Raw genomic sequence first — 19269 nt, 5'->3', positions numbered from 1 at the left:
CGACAAGAGAGCACCTGACTGTATATAACCGAATCGATATTGCACTTGATACGTATCCTTACCATGGCACCACTACGACATGCGAGGCATTGTGGATGGGGGTACCTGTGATTACCCTTGCGGGCAGCACCCATGTATCAAGGGTTGGGGTGAGTCTTTTGTCAAATGCCGGGCTTCCGGAGCTCATTGCCAAAACGCCGGAGGAATATGTGGCAATAGCAACGGAGCTTGCGCATGATCTTGAGAGGCTAAGGGTATTGCGCCGGAATTTGAGGACTATGATGTCAAATTCTCCGTTAACAGACGCAAAACGGTTTACCGCACATCTGGAGAACTGTTACAGAACTATGTGGAAAAACTGGTGTAATTCAGATTAACAATTATGCTTTGAACGGCTCCATATTTTTAGAATGGATGTGTAAGTTATTAATTTTTGTATATTGTTCCCCTGTTTTGCAGAGTGGTATCTTCCTACCATTTCCATCTTTTTGCCAAACCAACTCATGCTTCATTTCTAATACTTCATATCCAACAAAGTGTTCTTTATAGACTATTCCTTGAGAAGGGTCAGATGGTGTGCCTCCTATAAGCATGCCCCATGATGCACCGTCAAATATCGACTTAAATTTATCGATATTATGACTATGCATTCCTGTTGGTAGGACAGGCAGGAAGCCCAGTTTCTCTCTGCCCTGACTGCTGTTATACCAGTTTACCAAAATCATTTCGCTTGTTAACCAGTTGTCTTTTTGAGAAAACAATGAACCCGGGTTATTTTCAAAATAATCGTCTAACTCTTTTTCTAATTGGTGACGAGGCATTGATAGCTTTTCTATGAGGAATAAAGTCAAATCAGACAGAAAAGAATATTTTTTTATATAAAACAAAGCAAGAGTCAGATGGTAAAGGGATACTGGTGTTGTTGCCATGTCGTAGCAAGCAGAAAAGATTCCTGCCATATTATAGAGATTTGTATATAGTAAAACATCGCTCTCGATATGGAATACGTTAGACAAACTACACTTCTCCATGAAGGTTTCCAAAAAAAATAACCTCTCCATTGAATAGAAGAAAATCTCATGCCGAAAGCTGGATGAACGTATTTTTCTGAATTCTTGGTGTTTTTGCGACAATCCCAGTGATTGAGTCGATACAGGACTGATATTTAATTGGTTTGTATTAAACCATGATTGCAGAAGATGTCTGTTGGGCAAAGAGTCATCATATATCAAGAAAATATCAGTTTCATCATGAAACAGCCTGGCCTGCTGTAGTGGCGGCAAATGCCATTTTGGAAGACTTCCGAGGTAAACAAATACTATGTAACAGGTTGAAGCGAAATTATTTGATTCTCTTGTTGAGAAATCTGATACTCTTTGAGATTTTGAGGCTGTATTAGTACAGGCGGGTTCAAAGGGAATACCGGCATCATTTCTTAAAAAAGCATCCAAGTTTAGCTCTCGCAACAATAAGGTGCTTAATTTCGGTGCAAGCATATTTGCTTTGATGAATTCATTACGCGCTTCAGCAAGACAACCAAGCTTCACCAAAATATTTCCCCGTGAAATTATAAGTACAGGATTATCGGGATCTAAGCCCATAGCTTGGCTGAGGGCATAATAAGCTGCAATCAAATTGCCTTTTTCCATATACGCTTCAGCCCGCTTGACAAAAGGCATGATTTCTGGCGGCAGATCGTTCATTTTTTGCTTATTCACTCTTCAACAATCTTGATGCAAATGAGGATGCATACTATATTGTCTTATATGACTTGAGGCATTTCCTCACTTCTGTTATGACTGGTTCCCAATCTCCATGTATAGGTTGGCGAAAAAGTGTTACTGTTGGATACCAGGGACTGTCTGATCTATTGAGCATCCAGCGCCAATCCGGAGCAAAAGGCAGCAAAACCCAAACAGGGACTCCCAAAGCACCTGCCATATGAACTGTTGAATTGTCCACAGATATTACTAGGTCGAGTGCAGCAATCTGTGCTGCAAAATTATCAAGATCCTTCAGAGAATCTGCATCTTCCCAGTCGTGAATTATTATTCCGAATTTTTCTTTTATAGCTTTTAACTCTTTGCTGCACTCGCCATACTGAAGATTGATCCAATGAATCCCCGGAATAGAGAATAGACTCTCCCATGTTTCGAGAATAATTGAACGGGTTAGTTGTGCAGTGGGATTGTTGCCTCCACGCCATGAAATACCTATTTTCAGGCCTGAACCTATCTCTGAAAACCGCCTGCTCCAGTGTTCTACTTTATGAGAGTCTGGGATGAGAAAAGAGTTGTCCTGAGGAAAGCTGGAGAAGTCGGGTCTGAGGAATTTAGGGAGACTGCCTAACGCAATTTTCACATCAGCATTGGGAAAGCCTGACGGGCTTAAATCAGCAGCTGCAAAACGGTCTATTACTTGAATCTCAGGAAAAGACCTTGCAAAAAGGGGCATCAATCGTTTATCACATTCAACAGTGCACAGATCAGCCTGAGCAATAACCCCGCGAAGGCATGAAGCAAACATGATTTCATCACCAATTCCCTGTTCGGAATAAACCAAGATAGATTTTCCTTTTAGTGAAGACCCATCCCATTGTGGATGCGAAAAATTACGAGGTGAAAACAACCCTTCGACTTTCCATCGCCATTCATATTCTTTCCAGCCTTTCTTCAATTGTCCCATGAGTAAAAGTGTGAGAGACAGATTATAATGTGGAAGAGCAAAACTTCTTTTTAGCTTGATTGCTTTCTGAAAATACTTTAATGCCTCCTCAGGCTGTCCTTTATCCCTGAGCGCAGTGCCTAAATTATTCAAGATAATAACTGAATCAGGATCATAGAGAAGCGCTTTCTGATATATTGCAATCGCTTCATCCAATAGCTGCTTTTCCTGCAGAGCCATACCCAGATTCGTCATAGCCATAGTATGAAATGGACTCAACTGTATTACGTTATTATAAAAAGTGATAGCTTCATCAATTTGCCCCTTTTCCCTGTAAATATTTGCCATATTAAAATGTATTTCAGGAGAATTGGGGTTAACTTTTGCTGCTTGTTGATTAAATTTCAGAGCTTCATCTAATTTGCCACTATTTTTTAAAGCAAGAGCAAGCTTGTACGATACTTCAAACATATCCGGGTTGAGTGATAAGGCTTTCCTATAACTGGTTATTGCTTCAGACAGCTTTCCTTTCTGATGAAAAACTGTGCCAAGCCTGTAATGCGCATCAAAAAGCTGGGGGTTTAACTTTATTGCTTTTCGGAAGCATCTGATAGCATTCTTGAGATCACCTTTTTCAAAGTACGCATGTCCCAGATTACTTAATAGATTTGCATGAGATGGATCAACATTCAGCGCTTTTTTCAAACAGTCTATGGCAGAATCATACTCTGAGCGCTGAGCATATATGATTGCAAGTATGTTAAGAGCCCGAAGGTTATCAGGTTGCATCTCCAATATCTGATAGCAAATTGCTTCCGATCGTTTTAGGTCACCCGCCTGGCAATGCTCTATGGCAGATTCAACCACATTATTAATATTTTTTTTCAAAATATATCTCCTCCTTTATGAGATTGACACCATGTATTCCATATGTCTCTGTAGATGTGTTCAAGATTTCGGGTAAACCTTTCTTTTTGTAAGAGTGCTGAATTCAGTAATTTGTCCCTTAGTATGGTGCGGAGACGTTGCAACTCTTCGAAATCATGTGCTGTATTTATCGCAATTTCTTGATATTGTTCATGTGATTCAGCGATAAAATTGGACAAACCAGCATTCGATAAAATACTCATACCGACACGTGACACATGGGTATTCCCCGATAGAGTGATCACCGGAACACCCATCCATAACGCTTCACAGATGGTAGTTGTTCCGTTATAGGGATATGTATCCAATGCGATGTCAATTTGGTTGTACATTGAAAGATGCTCAATGAAAGAACAGCTCGAAGGGATCAAAACTATCCTTTCAGCAGAAATATCTAGTTTATTAAACATATTCATTATATGCTGACCAGTTTTGCTATCTACAAAATTCCGTGATTTTAATAATAGACAGGTGCTTGGCATTCTGTTTAAGATATTGGCCCAGAGTGTAACAGTATCAGGTGAGATCTTTGATGAATAGTTAAAAGAGCCAAAAGTTATATGGCCAGAAGAGAGTGCGGGCAATGGCTTTATTTCAGGGCTATCTTTGTCGGGCAAATAGCAGAGAAAACTATCAGGCATACGAAGCAGTTTTTCTGTAAAAAATTTTTCTGTCATTCCTTGAGGATCTGTATAGCTGTCAACAATCTTAAAGTCCATTGTTGAAAGGCCAGTAGTAGCAGGGTACCCTATCCAGCTTACCTGTATGGGGGCAGGTTTTCGTGCAAAAACAGGCATTCTGTTGAATGCGGTATGTCCTGCGAGATCAATAAGGATATCAATTTGGTCCGATTGTATTTGTTGTGCCACCTGTTCATCTGACATTGCCGTGATGTTTCGCCATTGATCACTATGCCCCTGGATACGCAAAGTCACTTCGTCTTCTTTTTCACGAGGCACATCAGAATAGCAAATTACTTCGAAAGACTGCCGTTCATGTGTGGTAATAATAGGTTCGATAAAATAGGCAACTGAATGCCTTCTGAAATCCGGTGAAACATAACCAATTTTTAGACGACGAACAGATGAACAATCGTTATTATAAGGCATAACAGATGGTGAAAAAGATCTTGTTAGCTGATTTGCATATCTCAGATGTTCATAAAAGATTTTTTTCGAATCATATCGTGTATCATAATGCATCATGAGAAGGAGGTTGCTGTAACATTCCGGGAAATCCGGCTTAATTTGAAGGGCATTCCTATAATTTTTTTCCGCTTCTTTTAGCAGCCCCTGATCTTGAAGCGCAAGAGCAATATTATTGTATGCTTCAAAAAAATTAGGTTCTAGCTGAATCGCTTTCTGATAATTATGTATAGCATTGTTTAGTTGCCATTTCTCCCTAAAAATATTACCAAGATTATAATAAGCTCTGGAAAAATTTGGATTAAGATTAAGAGCCTTTTTGTAGCAAACTGTTGCTTCTTCTAAATGACCTGTTTCCTGCAAAACTATTCCCAAATTATTGTAAGCATCAGCATAATTGGGGCCAAAATGAAGTGCTTTATTTATATGTTCTATAGATCCATTATAATCTTTGCGCTGGTAATATATTACGCCAAGAAAATGTAGGGCGGAGACATTGTTAGGTTGAATTTTTAGTATATGACGGAATAGACTTTCTGCATATTGTAAATCTCCTTTTTGGAGGTATTCTATGGCTGAGAGGGTTATCTGCTTAATGTTCATATACTTGTACAACGTAATGCTTTATCATTAAAATAATAATTGCTCATGACATTATATCTATAAAAAAGACTAAAAGTCTAATGCATATATAAAACTGTTAGGCAATAAAATTTATTATAATATAAAATACTGATATGCTTACGAGAGAACAAACATGGAAAAAGTTGGTCGAATTGAAAGCTGTTCAGGGAGAGATGCCTCAGGGTCCATGGGATCTTTCAGAAAAGAATCTCAATGGAGCGGAACTTAATGAAGCAGATCTCAGGGGGTCCAGTCTCAGAGGTGCACAGCTTATTGGGACGGGTCTCGTTGGAACGTATCTGCATGGTGCTGATCTTAGCAGAGCAGATCTCAGCGGAGCCAATATGGTTGGCGCTGTTCTCCTTATGGCCTCTTTTGTTGAGGCGAGACTTCTGAATGCGAATCTCAGTAATGCTGAGCTTGGCGGGGTGGATTTCAGTGGAGCTAATCTCAAAAGGGCAAATTTAAGTGGAGCATATCTCATCGGAGCTAATTTGATTGGAACGAGCCTGCAAGCCGCAATTCTCTATAAAACTGAACTGAGTGGAGCAGATCTTTCGAAAGCTGACTTAAACGAAGCAGACCTAACAGAAGCAGGGTGCAATGGGACAAATTTTACTGATGCAACCCTTCAAGGGGCTAATCTCTCGAGAGGAGATTTTTTTTCCGCAAAATTTAGGAGAGCGAAACTGAATGGTGCCAATTTGACCGATACGAATATGAGTGGTTCTTTACTGCAGGGAGCGCATTTCAAGGGGGCCAATCTTGATCGAGTCAATTTGAAAGGTGCCATTAAACTTACTTTAGAGCAATTGACGGGTGTTCAATCGCTGAAGGATGTTCAACTGAGTCCCAGATTGCTGAAGAAATTAAAACTTAGATCCAGCGATAAATAAATCAACAGTTCGGTAAACGGGTTATTGCGAGCACCTGCAAGGTTTGTGGCAATTTCAAATGAGACAAGATTGCTTTATTGTACTTGCAATGACTATGTGTATCGCTGGATTTGGGCTACACAAGATTATTTCCATATTTACTATCAAAAAGGATGGCTTTTAGACAATAGTTTATGAAACAAATATTTCAAATTATTATAGGAATAATAATTATCTTTGTTTCATCTTCAGCAGGAGCAGAAGAATGGAGACTGTTCGACCACTACAATGATCATTATTATTATGATAAGGAAAGTATTAATTATCCTCTTGAGAATTCAAGAGAAATTATAGGTGTATGGCAAAAAGTTATTTTTAATGATGAGTCGCTTGATAGAATCATTTCTCATCTTGGGCCTAAATATGCAGATCTGGTTGAGGTAATATCATTGATTGAAATTAACTGTTATACCAAACATGCTCAAATCAAATCAAAGGCATATTATGATAAAAGAGGTAATGCAATTGATACAATGAACAAAACCAGATCTGACTGGAAAGCAATAGAGGCTACTTCTCCATTAAATCAATTATATTATGCTGTTTGTCCTGTTAAACCCTCAAAGAAATAAAATCAAAAATAAATTCAATTGGTGTTAATGCCTAAAAGGCTCTTTTGTAAATGAATGGCAGAGGAATTTTTATACAGCGGTACTTTTCCCAGACCCTGAGGTAGTAATCGAAGTCCTCTCCCGTGTCGATAGATTCGTTAAAGAGAACAGACAGTGCGACAGGTGTCCGTACAAAATGTCCCATCTGGAGACTCACGAAGGGATCGCAGGAAAGTACGTCTTCGATGCCGTAAAGGAACGGCAGTTGTTTCGGACGTTCCCTGGCAGTCGACTCTCCTGATTCAATACTCCAGATGGAACCCCAGACGGCATCATACTTATCCAGATAGGGTCCTACATATTCAAACGCAGAAGGAGACATCAGGTCATCTGCGTCAAGGAAGAATATCCATTCAGCCCCCTGTTCGGAAGCCTTCTGAATACCGAGATTGCGGGCCTTTGAACGGCCCAGTTTCCCCTGGGGATCGTCGATCCGTATAGGGATGAACCCGGTACAGTGTGCCGGTTTTTCCCTGAAGGCGTTTTCGACAGAGGCAAGACATTCCTGATACAGATTCTCGTGACCGGGGCCTACGGGGGTGATCACCGCGCACCGGTAAGGAGTGTCGGATGAGGGGGTCAGGGAAGGAAAGACAGGTTCCTGAGGGGTGTCAGTGCATGCGCGTGTATAGGAATTGGTGATCTCAGGCATGGAGCCTGTTTCGAGGTAGTGTTTCAGGTCGGATACGACACGCCTAAATACGCCGTCCCAGTCCCCCGGAGTCTTCTGGCGGATGAGCCGGAGAGTCTTGTACCAGGGGGTATCCTCAAAGTCCTGCATCCATCTCCAGTCGCAGACAAAGGGCAGCAATACCCAGACAGGTTTTCCCAGAGCGCCTGCCATATGCACGGTGGCATTGTCGACAGAAATGACCAGGTCGAGCGCCGCGATCTGTGCGGCAAAATTGTCGAGGTCCTTCAGGGGATCGGCATCCTCCCAGTCATGGATGGTGATGCCCTTTGTGTTTTTTGCGTTATTTAGTTCAGCAGCACAGTCTCCATACTGCAAATTGATGAAATGAAGATGGGTTACGGAAAATACCTTGTCCCATTGAGAGAGCATGGTTGATCGGACAAGTCGGTCCCATTTTTTGCTACCTCCACGCCATGAAATTCCTATTTTAAGGCCCGCCCCCAAATTTGCAAATCGGGAACGCCACATAGTTACTTTCTTCGTGTCGGGCACAAGATAGGAATTCCGCTGTGGAAAACTTCTGAGATTAGAACGCAAGAATAGTGGGAGACTCCCCATCGGAGAACAGAAGTCTGCACGAAGAATTTCGGCTGACAAATGAACAATAGCCGACCGGTCGAGTATCTCAGCTTCAGGGAAAGATCTTCCGAAAAGAGGAACGAGCCTTTTATCGCAGTCCACAATACAGGAAGCACCCCGCTCGATGATTTCCGGAATGCATGAGGAAAACATGATTTCCTCACCGATGCCCTGCTCAGCATATATGAAAATTGTTTTTCTACGCAGAGATGAACCGTCCCATCTGGGTGGGGCGAACCTGCGCAATCCAAAGTCCTTTATTAAACAGCGCCATTCATATTCTTGCCAGCCCTCATTGAGGTTTCCAGCAGACAAAAGGACCAGTGACAGATTCCAGTGGATTTCCGGGTCGCATCGATTAAGCTTTATTGCTTTGCGAAGACTTGAAATAGATTGATCAATATCTCCTTTCTCCTCATAAACCAATCCTAAGTTTGTATAGATCTCGGAACTGTTTGGATTATGTTTTATTGCTTCCTGATACCAGTGTGCTGCATTATCCAACTGGAACATCTCTCTGCAGACAGTTCCCATGCTATGGTATGCATCAGCAAATCCCGGTTCAAGTTCGGTAACTCTTTTGAAATATGTTAAGGCCTCGTTGAATTGCTCCATCTCCTGATAAGTAATGCCGAGATTAAACAAAGCACGCAAGTATGTGGGATTAAATTCAATAGCTTTTCTGAAGCAATTGAGGGCTTCATTCAACTGGCGTTTCTTGCGCAGGGCAACTCCAAGATTGTTCCAGATATCTGTAGCTTCAGGATTCAGTTGTAAGGCCCTCTTATATACATCTATTGCTTCATCAGTGTTTCCTTCTCCTTCCAGTGTTATTCCAAGATTATAATAAGCGTCATCAAAATGCGGAGCAAGTTCAATTGACTTTTGATAGTATGTAACTGCTTTCCCGGATATTCCATGTTCCCGATAAGCATTTGCAAGATGGAAATAAAGATAGGGATCATGGATATCAATTTGTACTGCCTGTTCAAGATATGCAATCGCCTTTTCAATTTTTTTCTGTTGCAAAAAGATGATACCGAGAAGATGAAGAACATCACTTCTATCTGGCCGGGTATATAATATTTGCTGGCAGATTTGTTCGGCTTCCCCCAACTTCCCCTGTTGAAAGTGAGCGAGCGCCCTATCAAATGATTCCTGAAGATCCACTTATGGAAGACTGGTTAAATAACCTCTAATATCTCAATGTCCATAAATAACTCTTTGCCTGCCAGTGGGTGGTTTCTGTCGAATATGACTGTTGTATCTGTAACCTTGAGAACAGTTGCAAGACCAACCTGGCCATCCGTACCTGGAAACTCCAAATGCTGTCCTGCTTCAAACTGAAAGTCGTCAGGGAATTCTTTCTTATCGACTTCTGTGACTAATTCCTTATAATATTCACCATATGCATCTTCAACAGGAACCTTGAAAGACTTTTTTTCTCCGAGGCTCATTCCTATTACTTCGGTCTCAAAACCAGGAATCACCTGGCCTGTTCCTACAGTAAATATAAACGGTTCATGGTTACGTGTGTTGTCAACAACGGTGCCATCCTCAAGCTTCACAGTATAGTGTACTTTTACTGTTCTACCAAAATCTGCAACAGCCATGTCTTCTCCTTTTCATAAATAAATATATATATTCCGAGTCCGGCTTTTCGATAGTAAGCGGATGTGCTATATATCATAGCATCCTATCAATAAAAAATTAAACGCCAATATAAATTTTCTTCGTGTTCTTGTTATTTCGATCTCTATAATATTAAAACTCTTAGTATTATTGGATATATTTTTCATTAGAATTTATGAATATCCGGAATAATAGAGAAGTAATATTAATTACGAAGAAAGACCTTTAAACTGTCGAAAATGCGATCGATAACTGATTCCCAGTCTCCAATAGCTGGTTGTCGGAAAAGTCTCATAGTCGGATACCAGGGACTGTCCTCGCGGTTTTCAAGCCAGCGCCAGTCTGCAACAAAAGGAAGCAAAGTCCAGACTGGCCTGCCAAGGGCACCTGCCAAATGGGCAACTGCCGTGTCAACTGAGATAATTAAATCGAGATTTTCGATGAAAGCTGCAGTATCGTGGAAGTCCTTTATTTCACCAGTGAAATCTATTATTGGCAGATCTTTTTCCAGCGTGTGTTCACGATGAGGATCGTTATTCATCTGTAAACTAAAGACGGTGATTTTTTCGAATTCCCTTAAAGGGAAGAACAGGTTCAACGGACAAGAACGGGTATGGCCGAATTTTGGCTTCGGGTGTCCTGCCCATACCAGCCCAATTTTCATAGTATGACTGAAACGGCTGATTTTTCCGGCCCATTTTGTTTTCAATTCAGGTCCGACACTGATATAAGGGATGTTGGCAGGGATATTCTGCAATGTTGTTCCTATCATGAGGGGCAGACTCAGGAGAGGGCAATAGACGTCATATTCAGGAATCTGTTCTCCCCTTGAAACGACTGTATGGACCCCTTTGATATTTCTGATCAGAGAGGATAATTCCTTCTGGCACTCAACGATTATTTTTGATCCCCGCTGAGCTAAGAGAGGGACGTAACGGATAAACTGGATAGTATCTCCGAAACCCTGCTCAGCTGACAGCAGGATTGATTTCCCCTGCAGGTCGGAACCATCCCATAAGGGCTTAGAGTACTCGCGCCTGTTCAAATTCTCTTCTAATTTCCATCGATATTCATATCCTTTCCAGCCGTCTTGAAAGTTTCCCAATCTTAAATTAAGCATACTTATAGCTAAATGAGCATCAGGATAATCCGGTTTTATATCGAGCACTTTCTTATATATCTGCAATGCCTCGTTGTATCGACCATTAGCGACAAGTGTATTCCCTAAATTATAATACGCTCCGACGTGATCCGCTTTGATCTGTATTGCCCTAAGAAAGCACATAATTGCATCATCAAATTGCCCTTTATCTTTGTATGCAATCCCAAGATTATGATATGCTTCAAGAAATTCAGGATTCAGTCCTAAAGCGATTTCATAATAAAGAATAGAGGTATCAATGTTTCCCTTATTCTGAAAAGCAACCCCTAGATTATAAAATGCTTTAAACAATTTAGGATCGAGTTTGACAGCCTTCTGATAACAGGATATAGCCTCATCCAGTTGTCCCCTATCCTGATAAGCAGTTCCCTGCTGATACAGTTCATGTGCCTTTGACATATCAGTAATATCTTGATCGAGTAATTGAATTTCAAAGAAGAGGTCTTTTCCTGCCAAAGGATGATTTGTATCCAGGGTTACACAGGATTCTTGAACATCTGTTACCCTAACAACAGTCATCTTACCATCTGTTTGTTGTATCTCAAATTTCATTCCGATGACCGGTTCCAGAGTAGGTGGAAACTGGGTCCGGCTTATAGTAAAAATCTTTTCAGGGAGATGGACGCCGTATGCTTTTTCAGCGGGTATTGTGATAGATTTAGACTCTCCACGATACATTCCAATGACAGCATCTTCCAATCCCGGAAAAAGAACCTCCCCTTTCCCCAGAGTGAACTCAAGAGGCTCCTTATTAACGGAAGAGTCAATTATGGTCCCATCCTCAAGGGTGCAAGTGAAGTGTATCCTGACCGTATCCCCTGTTTTAACTTTTAAATCCGTTTCCTCACTAATATTTTTTGACACTAGCTCATCGCTCATTTGAAACTCTGATCTTGCGAAGGGAAAACCCCGTCTTCGACTTCCTTTCTGTATAATTCGATTGCCTTGAGTGCCTCATCCTTCAGACTCGTATATCTCTTTGCGAATTTCGGGAGGAATCGCTCAAAGAGACCGATAACGTCGTGCAGCACGAGCACCTGTCCGTCACAGTGGGGACCGGCTCCGATGCCGATTGTGGGGATTGAGAGTTCCTCAGTGATTTTCTTTGCGAGCCCCATGGGGATGGCCTCAAGCAGCAGAGAGAACGCACCCGCATCCTCAGCGATACGGGCTTCTTCGAGAAGTCTGTGTGCTGATTCTTCCGTCTTTCCCTGGACTTTGTACCCGCCCATCCTGTGGATCGATTGCGGGGTGAGACCGATGTGCGCCATGACCGGGATATCAGACCTTGTCATGGCCCTAATGTGCTCTGCCACTTCAGCGCCGCCTTCTATCTTGACGGCCGAGGCGCCTGCCTCTTTCAGGAACCTTCCTGCATTCCGGACCGCTTCCGAAAGGCTGGCCTGATATGACATGAAGGGGAGGTCGCCGACTACAAGACTGCTCTGGACGGCCCTGGAAACGATCTTTGTGTGGTAGATCATCTCATCCATGGTAACCGGAAGGGTGTTTTCAAGTCCCTGTACCACCATGCCCAGGGAGTCGCCGACAATTATGCCGTCAATACCGGCCTCATCGACTATTTTTGCGAATGGATAGTCATAGGCGGTGAGCATGGTGATTTTCTTCTGATCATGCTTTTTTGTCAGGAAATCCTGAATAGTAATTCTGGACATTGGGTATTATAACAATAATCTCTTTATCATGACCAATTAGCGGTGCTTTATCGATACTGCATTACGCAGCAGCCGGCAACCGTATCCTGAATGTTGTACCTTTGTCGGTGCTGAGAAAGGAGATGCTTCCCCCGTGGGACACGACAATCTTGTGTACAATTGCGAGGCCGAGGCCTGTGCCCTTCTCTTTCGTCGTAAAAAACGGGAGGAAGATCTTGCCCCGTACATTCTCGGAGATTCCATGCCCTGTATCGATGATGAGAATATCAAAAAAATTTCCTGACGAAACCGGCAACGGTGAAGCCTTTATGATGAGTTTTCCTCCCTGTGGCATCGCTTCAGCAGCGTTCTGGATAATATTGATGAACGCCTGACGCATGAGCACCTCGTCGCCCTTAAAGGCAGGGATCGAACCGATGGCAACGTTGAGCGCAATATCGCTGCGTGTACCGGCAATCGAGGAAACACAGGTTTCTATTATCGCCTTGAGATCAATCCGGGTTGGATTAAGATCAACCGGTTTTGCGAAGGAGAGGAAATCGGATATGATCCTGTCCATGACCGCGATCTCTTTCAATATGGCCTCAACCGTAGGTTTCAGAGAGCTGTCCGCTTTTCTGGAAAGGATTTTGGTATACCCAGCAATGACCGCCATCGGATTTCTCATTTCGTGTGCGATCCCGGCAGAAATTTCTCCGAGGCTCGACAGACGGTTCCTGAGTTCGATCTGGGATTCAATCGCCTTAAGATGGGTAAGGTCCGTGAAAATGAGTATCTGGCCGATTATTGTTCCCCCCTTGTCTTTCAGTGGAGAGAGCGTGAGTCCAAGCCAGATCTTTTTCCCTGAAGGAGTCAGGTAGCTTATCTCGCCCCGTTCAATGACCTTTCTTTCGGTCAGAAAGTCAGTGATCGGCTTGCTCAGGATGTCTGAATGGAGCTTTCCGGCAACTGTTTCTCCATCGATTTCAAGAATCTTTTCGGCAGCGGAATTGACCTTCGTGATTTTCATTTCCTCATCAAAGCTGATGACACCGCTCGGAACGCTCTGCAGGATGTTTTCATTATATCCTTCGATGGCGGTTGCCCGGTCTTCAGCCCTGTTTCTGAGTGTTTCGAGCTCCTTTTCCTTCTCTTTCAGCTGGGATACAAGGTCATGGAAGGTATCCACGACAAAACCCACCCTGGAAACATCTTGCTGCTCCAGATTCTTTTTTGTACGGTAAAACCTGAGCAAAATCCGCAGGACGAGGAAAGACGCAACAAGGATGATCAGAAAAACGATCGAATAAAAAAATATCAGGCCGGAATCCAAGGGTTATTTACCTCCTGAGATACCAGAAAAGAATCTCCTGGCCGTAGAAAAGACTTACAAGGGCGCCGAGCGCGAGGAAAGGTCCGAACGGGATTTTTGTTTTTCTTCCCTTGCCCTTCATCACCATCATGAAAATCCCGACGACAGCTCCCGTAAGGCTGCCGAAGAAGGTTGTCGAGAGCACCGCTTTCCATCCCAGGAGGCTCCCGACCATTGCCATAAGTTTGATGTCTCCGCCTCCCATGCCGCCTCTGCTGAGTACGGCAATCGCGTAAAAAAGCCCGCCGCCGGCAAGAAAACCGATTGCGGACGATTTGAACCCGAGAAGCGTGTACCGCAGAAACGGATCGGGCATCAGGAATGACCCTGCGATAAGACCGATCGGGATGCCGGGAAGGGTGATCCTGTCAGGAATGATCTGGAAATCCAGGTCGATAAAGGTGATGGCAATGAGCGCCGAACAGAAGAGAAAATAAAAAAGGGTATGGACCCCTATCCCGAACCTCCATACAATAAAGACGTATAATGAAGCATTCAGGAATTCTACCAGCGGGTATCTGAAGCCTATTGTTGCCCTGCAATTTCTGCATTTCCCGCCGAGCAGCAGATAACTCAGGATCGGGATATTGTCGTATGGTTGGATCGGATTGTCACAGGAGGGGCATTTTGAAGACGGCAGCACAATCGACTGGTTCCTGGGCAACCGGTAAATGCAGACATTCAGGAATGAGCCGATCAGGGAACCGAGAACGAAGATGAACAGGTAAAGGATGACAGTATTCATGCGTATACGGAACAAGAGCCTGGCAACGTATGTTTCCTGAGCATTTGCTGAAATGTACGAATCACGTACGGATGATCACTTGGTCCTGGCAGATTGATCATGGTCTTCAACTGGTACTGCTTATTTCAGATGCCTTTTTTCTGGTGGATTCGATGTCGTTATTCAGTGTTTCGATCTCGCCGATCGCCTCCGTGATAACCCTGTCTTTGAGGATGTTCCTTTCAGGGTTCTCTTTCAGTTCGTATACCCGCTGGCCGATTGTCTTAATAAGCTCTTCCTTTTTTTTCTCCATCTGTTCAGAATGATACAGCAGCTTAATCACGGAAATCTCTATTTTTGTCCGGTCGGAAACCAGGGTTGAAAACCACTTTATTTTTTCGACTCCTCGGTCGAAGTTGTCTTTTATCCGTTTCAGCATGTTTTCCCTCAGCCTGTTTTAAAGAGTTCGATCTTTCCTTCCCAGAACTTTTCAAGGGTTTTTCTCAGGAGCGGATGGGTGTGCAGTTCCGGATCAGTGTCTATGAGCGCAAACGCTTCTTCCCTTGCCTTACTGAGAATCTTTGCGTCCCTCACGATATGTGCGATCCTCAGGTCCGGCATGCCGGACTGGCGAGTTCCGAAGAATTCACCGGGACCCCGTATGTCCAGATCCTCTTCGGCGATCCTGAAACCGTCATGACTATGTACCATGATCTCAAGTCTCCGCTTTGCCTCATCGCTCAGGGGTTCATAGGCAAGAAGCACGCAGTAGGACCGGAAGTGGCTTCTCCCGGTTCTGCCCCTCAGCTGATGGAGTTGTGACAGTCCGAACCTCTCTGAATGTATTATAACCATAAGCGTGGCATTTGGCACGTCTACGCCGACCTCAATGACGGTCGTGCTCACGAGCATGTCCAGTTCACCCTGTGTGAAGGATGCCATTACCTCTTCCCTTTCCTGCGCTTTCATCCTGCCATGGATGAGCCCGATCCTGAAGTCAGGAAATATTTTCTCGAATGCATCCCTGCCCATGATTGCGGATTTGAGGTCTGTCTTTTCCGACTCCTCGATAAGCGGGTATACCACGTATACCTGCCTGCCTTTCTTAATCTCTTCACTGATCATGCCGTAGATGGCATCCTTCTGTTTCGGATGGAACAAAAGGGTGGAAACCGGCCGCCTGTCAGGAGGGAGTTCGTCAATTACTGAATAATCGAGATCGCCGTATAGGGTCAGTGCAAGTGTCCGGGGGATGGGAGTTGCGGTCATGACAAGGACATCCGGGTTAACTGCTTTTTTCCTGAGAAGGGCGCGCTGCATTACTCCGAAACGGTGCTGCTCATCGATAACCGCGAGGCCGAGGTTTCTGAATATCACCCCTTCCTGGATTAATGCATGGGTCCCGACTACCAGATCAATCTCTCCGGAGGAGATTTCGTTCAGGGGACGGTCTTTCTTGCTCCCTGTAAGAAGGCATATTTTCAGGCCGAGACCCTGCGCCAGTTTACAGATATTAAGGTAGTGCTGTTCGGCGAGTATTTCCGTGGGTGCCATGATTGCAGACTGGTATCCGCATTCAGCCGCGGTTACCATGGCCATCAGTGCCACAACTGTTTTTCCGCATCCCACATCTCCCTGGATGAGCCGGTGCATAGGATATGGTTTTTTCATGTCTCCAAGGATATCGCTGAATACCCTCTCCTGAGCGGCAGTAAGTCTGAAAGGCAGCAGTTCACGCAGTTTTTGCACAAGATTGCCTTCAGGAGCAAATACGATTCCTTGTGCGAGCACGCTCCCTTTTTTCGTGATTGCCAGACCCAGCTCGAGCATAAAGAGTTCATCAAACGAGAGCCGTCTGTGGAAGAGGCTTGTTCCCCTGTTCAGCAGTTCAAGATCAGCATCCTCATTCGGGAAGTGGACCTGCTGTAGGCTCTCCGGCAACCCCGGCAGCCTGTTTTTCTGAAGAATCTCCGGGGGGACAGGATCAGCCACTTCCTGCAGATACATGGTTACGATACTGAACATGACTGACCGCATCTGCCTGACACTGACACCGCCTGTAACCCTGTAGACAGGGACGATCCTGTTGGTGTGAATAAGGGAATCCTCCCCGGAAGTAAGGATTTCGTATTCAGGATTGTCTATTTCGAACCCGATACTCCAGTACGGGTTTCTTTTTACCATGCCTGAGAGCAGGACTTCCTGTCCAGGCTTGAAGTTCTTTTTCATGAACGGCTGGTTGAACCATTTGCCCTTGAGAGAGCCGCTCCCGTCGTTGACGGTCAGCTCGAATATCCTGAGGTTCCTCCCGCGCAATCTGATGACTTCAGCAGAAACGATCTTCCCGGATACAGTCTCAACATTTCCGTAAGCGAGTTCGCTGATTTTCCTGATGCTGCTCCTGTCTTCATAGCGGTAGGGGAGATAGTACAGGGCGTCTTTCACTGACGATATTCCAAGCCGGCTGAATAATTCAGCCCTGTGAGGGCCTACACCTTTGATATATTGGACAGGAAGGTCTGAAAGGTCTTTAGCCATCAGCCGAAGGAGGAGAGAATGTTTTGTCTGCCTCTTCGATTCTCATCTTGGAATATTCGGATTCGCTGAGGATATCGATATCCCATCCGGTGAGCTTCATTGCAAGCCTGACATTCTGTCCTCTTTTGCCGATCGCGAGAGAGAGCTGCTGGTCGTTCACAACTACCATCGCGGTTTTTGTTTCTTCATTTATGCCGATTCTGTCGACTGACGCAGGGCTGAGCGCCCTTGCAACAAGCTGCCTGGGATCATCGGTCCACGGGATAATGTCGATCCTTTCGCCCCGCAGTTCACGAACTATGGACTGGACCCTCGTGCCTTTCATGCCCACGCATGCGCCTACCGGGTCAATGGACGGATTTTTTGAATACACCGCGAGCTTTGTCCTTTCCCCCGGCTCTCTTACAATGTCTTTTATAATCACAAGCCCATCGTTGATTTCCGGAACTTCCATCCTGAAAAGACCGGCAACAAACATCGGGCTTGTCCTTGTCACCATGATTGCGGGCCCTTTCGGCGTAACCCTCACATCTTCAATATACGCCCTGACTGTATCGCCTCTCTTGAGGTTTTCATTCGGCAGAGTCTCCTTTATCGGCAGAACCGCCTCGGTCTTGCCGAGGTTTAGGAAATAGACCCCTTTTTCTTTTCTCATGACGATGCCGCTTACGATCTGTCCGACTTTATCCTTGAATTCATTGTAGATCACATCCCGTTCTGCTTCCCTTACCCTCTGGAAAATAACCTGCTTTGCAGTCTGGGCTGCGATCCTGCTGAAATCATGAAAGTCGAGGGGCAGATTGACCGTACTCCCCTCCACTGCATCCGGGGAGATCTTTTCCGCGTCCTTAATCGAGATTTCTTCATCCTTGTTCGAGACGGTTGCAACGACCGTTTTTGTCTCAAAAACCGATATGCTGCATGTCTTTGGATCAATGATAAGGTCGATGTTTGTTCTGCCTCCGAATCTTTTTCTCGCAGCGGAAAGCAGCGCGGAACGCAGGGTTTCAAGCAGGACATCTCTCGGAATGCCCTTTTCCCTGCTTATCTGGTCAATTACATAGCAGAGCTCCTTGGACATCAGAGTTCTATCTCCAGTTTAGCTTTTGATATGGCATCAAAAGGAATATCTATCTCACGCGTATCGATCATCAGTCTTATGCGGTTGTCATGCACACTGAGAATGCGGCCGATAAAGAAGTTCTGGTTCTCGATTTTTTCCCTGGTAACGATACGTGCGAGTTTCCCCTGATATTTTTCGAAATCCCTGATGCTTTTCAGGGGCCTGTCGAGACCGGGCGAGGAAACCTCAAGGGTATAGGGACCGGAAATCGGGTCTTCCACATCAAGAACCGCACTGAAGCTCTTGCTGAACCTCTCGCATCTGTCGAGCGTGATGCCTTCTTCCCTGTCAATCATTACCCTGAGCAACAGTTTCCCCTTTCCCAGCAATTCGATGTCGAATATTTCAACTCCCTGCTCATCAGCAACCTGTTTTGCGATATCTATGATCCTCTGTTTCGTATCCATATCCGTTCAGCGGTGCATGCCAGAAACACCCCAATAAAACAAAAGAGTGGGACGACCCACTCTTCGCATAACATCACAACATGACTATAAAAATATACCAGTTTCACACTGAAAAAGCAAATTCAGGGGATAAGCAGATGCAGCCTATCCCCTGAATGTCGAATATCTTACTTTTGTCCTGCTGGCTTCTCCGGTGCTGGTGCTGGTGCCTCGGCTGGCTTCTCAGGAGCCGGTGCTGGTGCTGGTGCCTCGGCTGGCTTCGGAGCCTCAGGTTTCGGTGTCTCTGCCGGCTTGCAGCCAACGGTAAATGCCACCAATAACATTAGGGATAATACTAAAGCTATAACCTTTTTCATTAAGTTATCACCTCCTTCCAATAATACGTTTCTGAATATCTTGAAAAAGATATTACATGCATAATTCTTTGTTGATGCCAAGTGCAACAAATTTTATAATGTGTATCCGCAAAAAAGCAAG

General features: G+C 44.3%; 17 protein-coding genes. 3 read left to right on the top strand and 14 right to left on the bottom strand.

Features of this window, described 5'->3' with window-relative positions:
• Positions 1 to 377 (top strand): hypothetical protein (locus tag AB1552_11935; GenBank protein MEW6054477.1); only part of this gene is annotated, 377 nt, incomplete at its 5' end.
• 3 nt (positions 378 to 380) lie between these two features.
• Here AB1552_11935 and AB1552_11930 read toward each other — a convergent pair.
• The 3 genes from AB1552_11930 to AB1552_11920 are packed head-to-tail and all read right to left on the bottom strand — an operon-like array spanning position 381 to position 5339.
• Entirely contained in the window at positions 381 to 1703 is a 1323-nt protein-coding gene (locus tag AB1552_11930) for a hypothetical protein (protein ID MEW6054476.1), read from the bottom strand.
• Between the two features lie 49 nt (positions 1704 to 1752).
• A complete protein-coding gene (locus AB1552_11925) occupies positions 1753 to 3552 on the bottom strand; it encodes a tetratricopeptide repeat protein (protein MEW6054475.1) in 1800 nt (599 codons plus the stop codon).
• Positions 3549 to 5339, bottom strand: coding sequence for a tetratricopeptide repeat protein (locus tag AB1552_11920; GenBank protein ID MEW6054474.1), 1791 nt, complete (start codon positions 5337 to 5339; stop codon positions 3549 to 3551). The genes AB1552_11925 and AB1552_11920 overlap by 4 nt, the downstream gene beginning before the upstream one ends.
• Before the next feature lie 134 nt (positions 5340 to 5473).
• Here AB1552_11920 and AB1552_11915 point away from each other — a divergent pair, with 134 nt between their 5' ends.
• The gene (locus AB1552_11915) at positions 5474 to 6256 is read left to right on the top strand and encodes a pentapeptide repeat-containing protein (GenBank protein ID MEW6054473.1); all 783 of its coding nucleotides are present in this window, start codon (positions 5474 to 5476) and stop codon (positions 6254 to 6256) included.
• A gap of 173 nt (positions 6257 to 6429) precedes the next feature.
• Positions 6430 to 6867 carry a surface-adhesin E family protein gene (locus AB1552_11910; GenBank protein ID MEW6054472.1) on the top strand — a complete coding sequence of 146 codons (438 nt, stop codon included), beginning with the start codon at positions 6430 to 6432 and terminating at the stop codon, positions 6865 to 6867.
• 31 nt (positions 6868 to 6898) lie between these two features.
• Here AB1552_11910 and AB1552_11905 read toward each other — a convergent pair whose 3' ends face one another.
• The 11 genes from AB1552_11905 to AB1552_11855 form a co-directional block, all read right to left on the bottom strand.
• On the bottom strand, positions 6899 to 9349 hold the full coding sequence (locus AB1552_11905; protein MEW6054471.1) for a tetratricopeptide repeat protein: 2451 nt from the start codon (positions 9347 to 9349) through the stop codon (positions 6899 to 6901).
• Between the two features lie 14 nt (positions 9350 to 9363).
• A complete protein-coding gene (locus AB1552_11900; GenBank protein MEW6054470.1) occupies positions 9364 to 9792 on the bottom strand; it encodes a peptidylprolyl isomerase in 429 nt (142 codons plus the stop codon).
• A 224-nt stretch (positions 9793 to 10016) separates the two neighbouring features.
• Positions 10017 to 11852, bottom strand: a complete 1836-nt coding sequence (locus AB1552_11895) for a tetratricopeptide repeat protein (protein ID MEW6054469.1) — start codon at positions 11850 to 11852, stop codon at positions 10017 to 10019.
• Entirely contained in the window at positions 11849 to 12649 is an 801-nt protein-coding gene (gene panB, locus AB1552_11890) for a 3-methyl-2-oxobutanoate hydroxymethyltransferase (protein MEW6054468.1), read from the bottom strand. Before panB ends, AB1552_11895 begins: the two co-directional genes overlap by 4 nt.
• A gap of 61 nt (positions 12650 to 12710) precedes the next feature.
• Positions 12711 to 13961 carry an ATP-binding protein gene (locus AB1552_11885; protein MEW6054467.1) on the bottom strand — a complete coding sequence of 417 codons (1251 nt, stop codon included), beginning with the start codon at positions 13959 to 13961 and terminating at the stop codon, positions 12711 to 12713.
• A gap of 7 nt (positions 13962 to 13968) precedes the next feature.
• The gene (locus tag AB1552_11880) at positions 13969 to 14745 is read right to left on the bottom strand and encodes a prepilin peptidase (GenBank protein MEW6054466.1); all 777 of its coding nucleotides are present in this window, start codon (positions 14743 to 14745) and stop codon (positions 13969 to 13971) included.
• A 106-nt stretch (positions 14746 to 14851) separates the two neighbouring features.
• On the bottom strand, positions 14852 to 15163 hold the full coding sequence (locus AB1552_11875; protein MEW6054465.1) for a hypothetical protein: 312 nt from the start codon (positions 15161 to 15163) through the stop codon (positions 14852 to 14854).
• Between the two features lie 8 nt (positions 15164 to 15171).
• Positions 15172 to 17262, bottom strand: coding sequence for an ATP-dependent DNA helicase RecG (gene recG, locus AB1552_11870; protein ID MEW6054464.1), 2091 nt, complete (start codon positions 17260 to 17262; stop codon positions 15172 to 15174).
• The gene (nusA, locus tag AB1552_11865) at positions 17255 to 18343 is read right to left on the bottom strand and encodes a transcription termination factor NusA (protein MEW6054463.1); all 1089 of its coding nucleotides are present in this window, start codon (positions 18341 to 18343) and stop codon (positions 17255 to 17257) included. The genes recG and nusA overlap by 8 nt, the downstream gene beginning before the upstream one ends.
• Positions 18343 to 18792, bottom strand: coding sequence for a ribosome maturation factor RimP (gene rimP, locus AB1552_11860; protein MEW6054462.1), 450 nt, complete (start codon positions 18790 to 18792; stop codon positions 18343 to 18345). The genes nusA and rimP overlap by 1 nt, the downstream gene beginning before the upstream one ends.
• Before the next feature lie 167 nt (positions 18793 to 18959).
• Positions 18960 to 19229, bottom strand: coding sequence for a hypothetical protein (locus AB1552_11855; GenBank protein ID MEW6054461.1), 270 nt, complete (start codon positions 19227 to 19229; stop codon positions 18960 to 18962).
• Between the last annotated feature and the right edge of the window lie 40 nt (positions 19230 to 19269).

It is taken from the genome of Nitrospirota bacterium (genome assembly GCA_040754395.1).
Classification (GTDB): Bacteria; Nitrospirota; Thermodesulfovibrionia; order Thermodesulfovibrionales; family SM23-35; genus JBFMCL01.
The sequence above is the reverse complement of the archived record's forward strand: the minus strand, read 5'-3'. Positions and strand labels throughout refer to the sequence as shown.

What these genes read in the sequence shown, in the direction of transcription:
- AB1552_11930 (MEW6054476.1), bottom strand. Translation starts at nt 1,703, where the DNA reads ATGAACGATCTGCCGCCAGAAATCATGCCTTTTGTCAAGCGGGCTGAA.
- AB1552_11920 (MEW6054474.1), bottom strand. Translation starts at nt 5,339, where the DNA reads ATGAACATTAAGCAGATAACCCTCTCAGCCATAGAATACCTCCAAAAA.
- AB1552_11915 (MEW6054473.1), top strand. Translation starts at nt 5,474, where the DNA reads ATGCTTACGAGAGAACAAACATGGAAAAAGTTGGTCGAATTGAAAGCT.
- AB1552_11910 (MEW6054472.1), top strand. Translation starts at nt 6,430, where the DNA reads ATGAAACAAATATTTCAAATTATTATAGGAATAATAATTATCTTTGTT.
- AB1552_11900 (MEW6054470.1), bottom strand. Translation starts at nt 9,792, where the DNA reads ATGGCTGTTGCAGATTTTGGTAGAACAGTAAAAGTACACTATACTGTG.
- AB1552_11895 (MEW6054469.1), bottom strand. Translation starts at nt 11,852, where the DNA reads ATGAGCGATGAGCTAGTGTCAAAAAATATTAGTGAGGAAACGGATTTA.
- panB (MEW6054468.1), bottom strand. Translation starts at nt 12,649, where the DNA reads ATGTCCAGAATTACTATTCAGGATTTCCTGACAAAAAAGCATGATCAG.
- AB1552_11880 (MEW6054466.1), bottom strand. Translation starts at nt 14,745, where the DNA reads ATGAATACTGTCATCCTTTACCTGTTCATCTTCGTTCTCGGTTCCCTG.
- AB1552_11875 (MEW6054465.1), bottom strand. Translation starts at nt 15,163, where the DNA reads ATGCTGAAACGGATAAAAGACAACTTCGACCGAGGAGTCGAAAAAATA.
- recG (MEW6054464.1), bottom strand. Translation starts at nt 17,262, where the DNA reads ATGGCTAAAGACCTTTCAGACCTTCCTGTCCAATATATCAAAGGTGTA.
- nusA (MEW6054463.1), bottom strand. Translation starts at nt 18,343, where the DNA reads ATGTCCAAGGAGCTCTGCTATGTAATTGACCAGATAAGCAGGGAAAAG.
- rimP (MEW6054462.1), bottom strand. Translation starts at nt 18,792, where the DNA reads ATGGATACGAAACAGAGGATCATAGATATCGCAAAACAGGTTGCTGAT.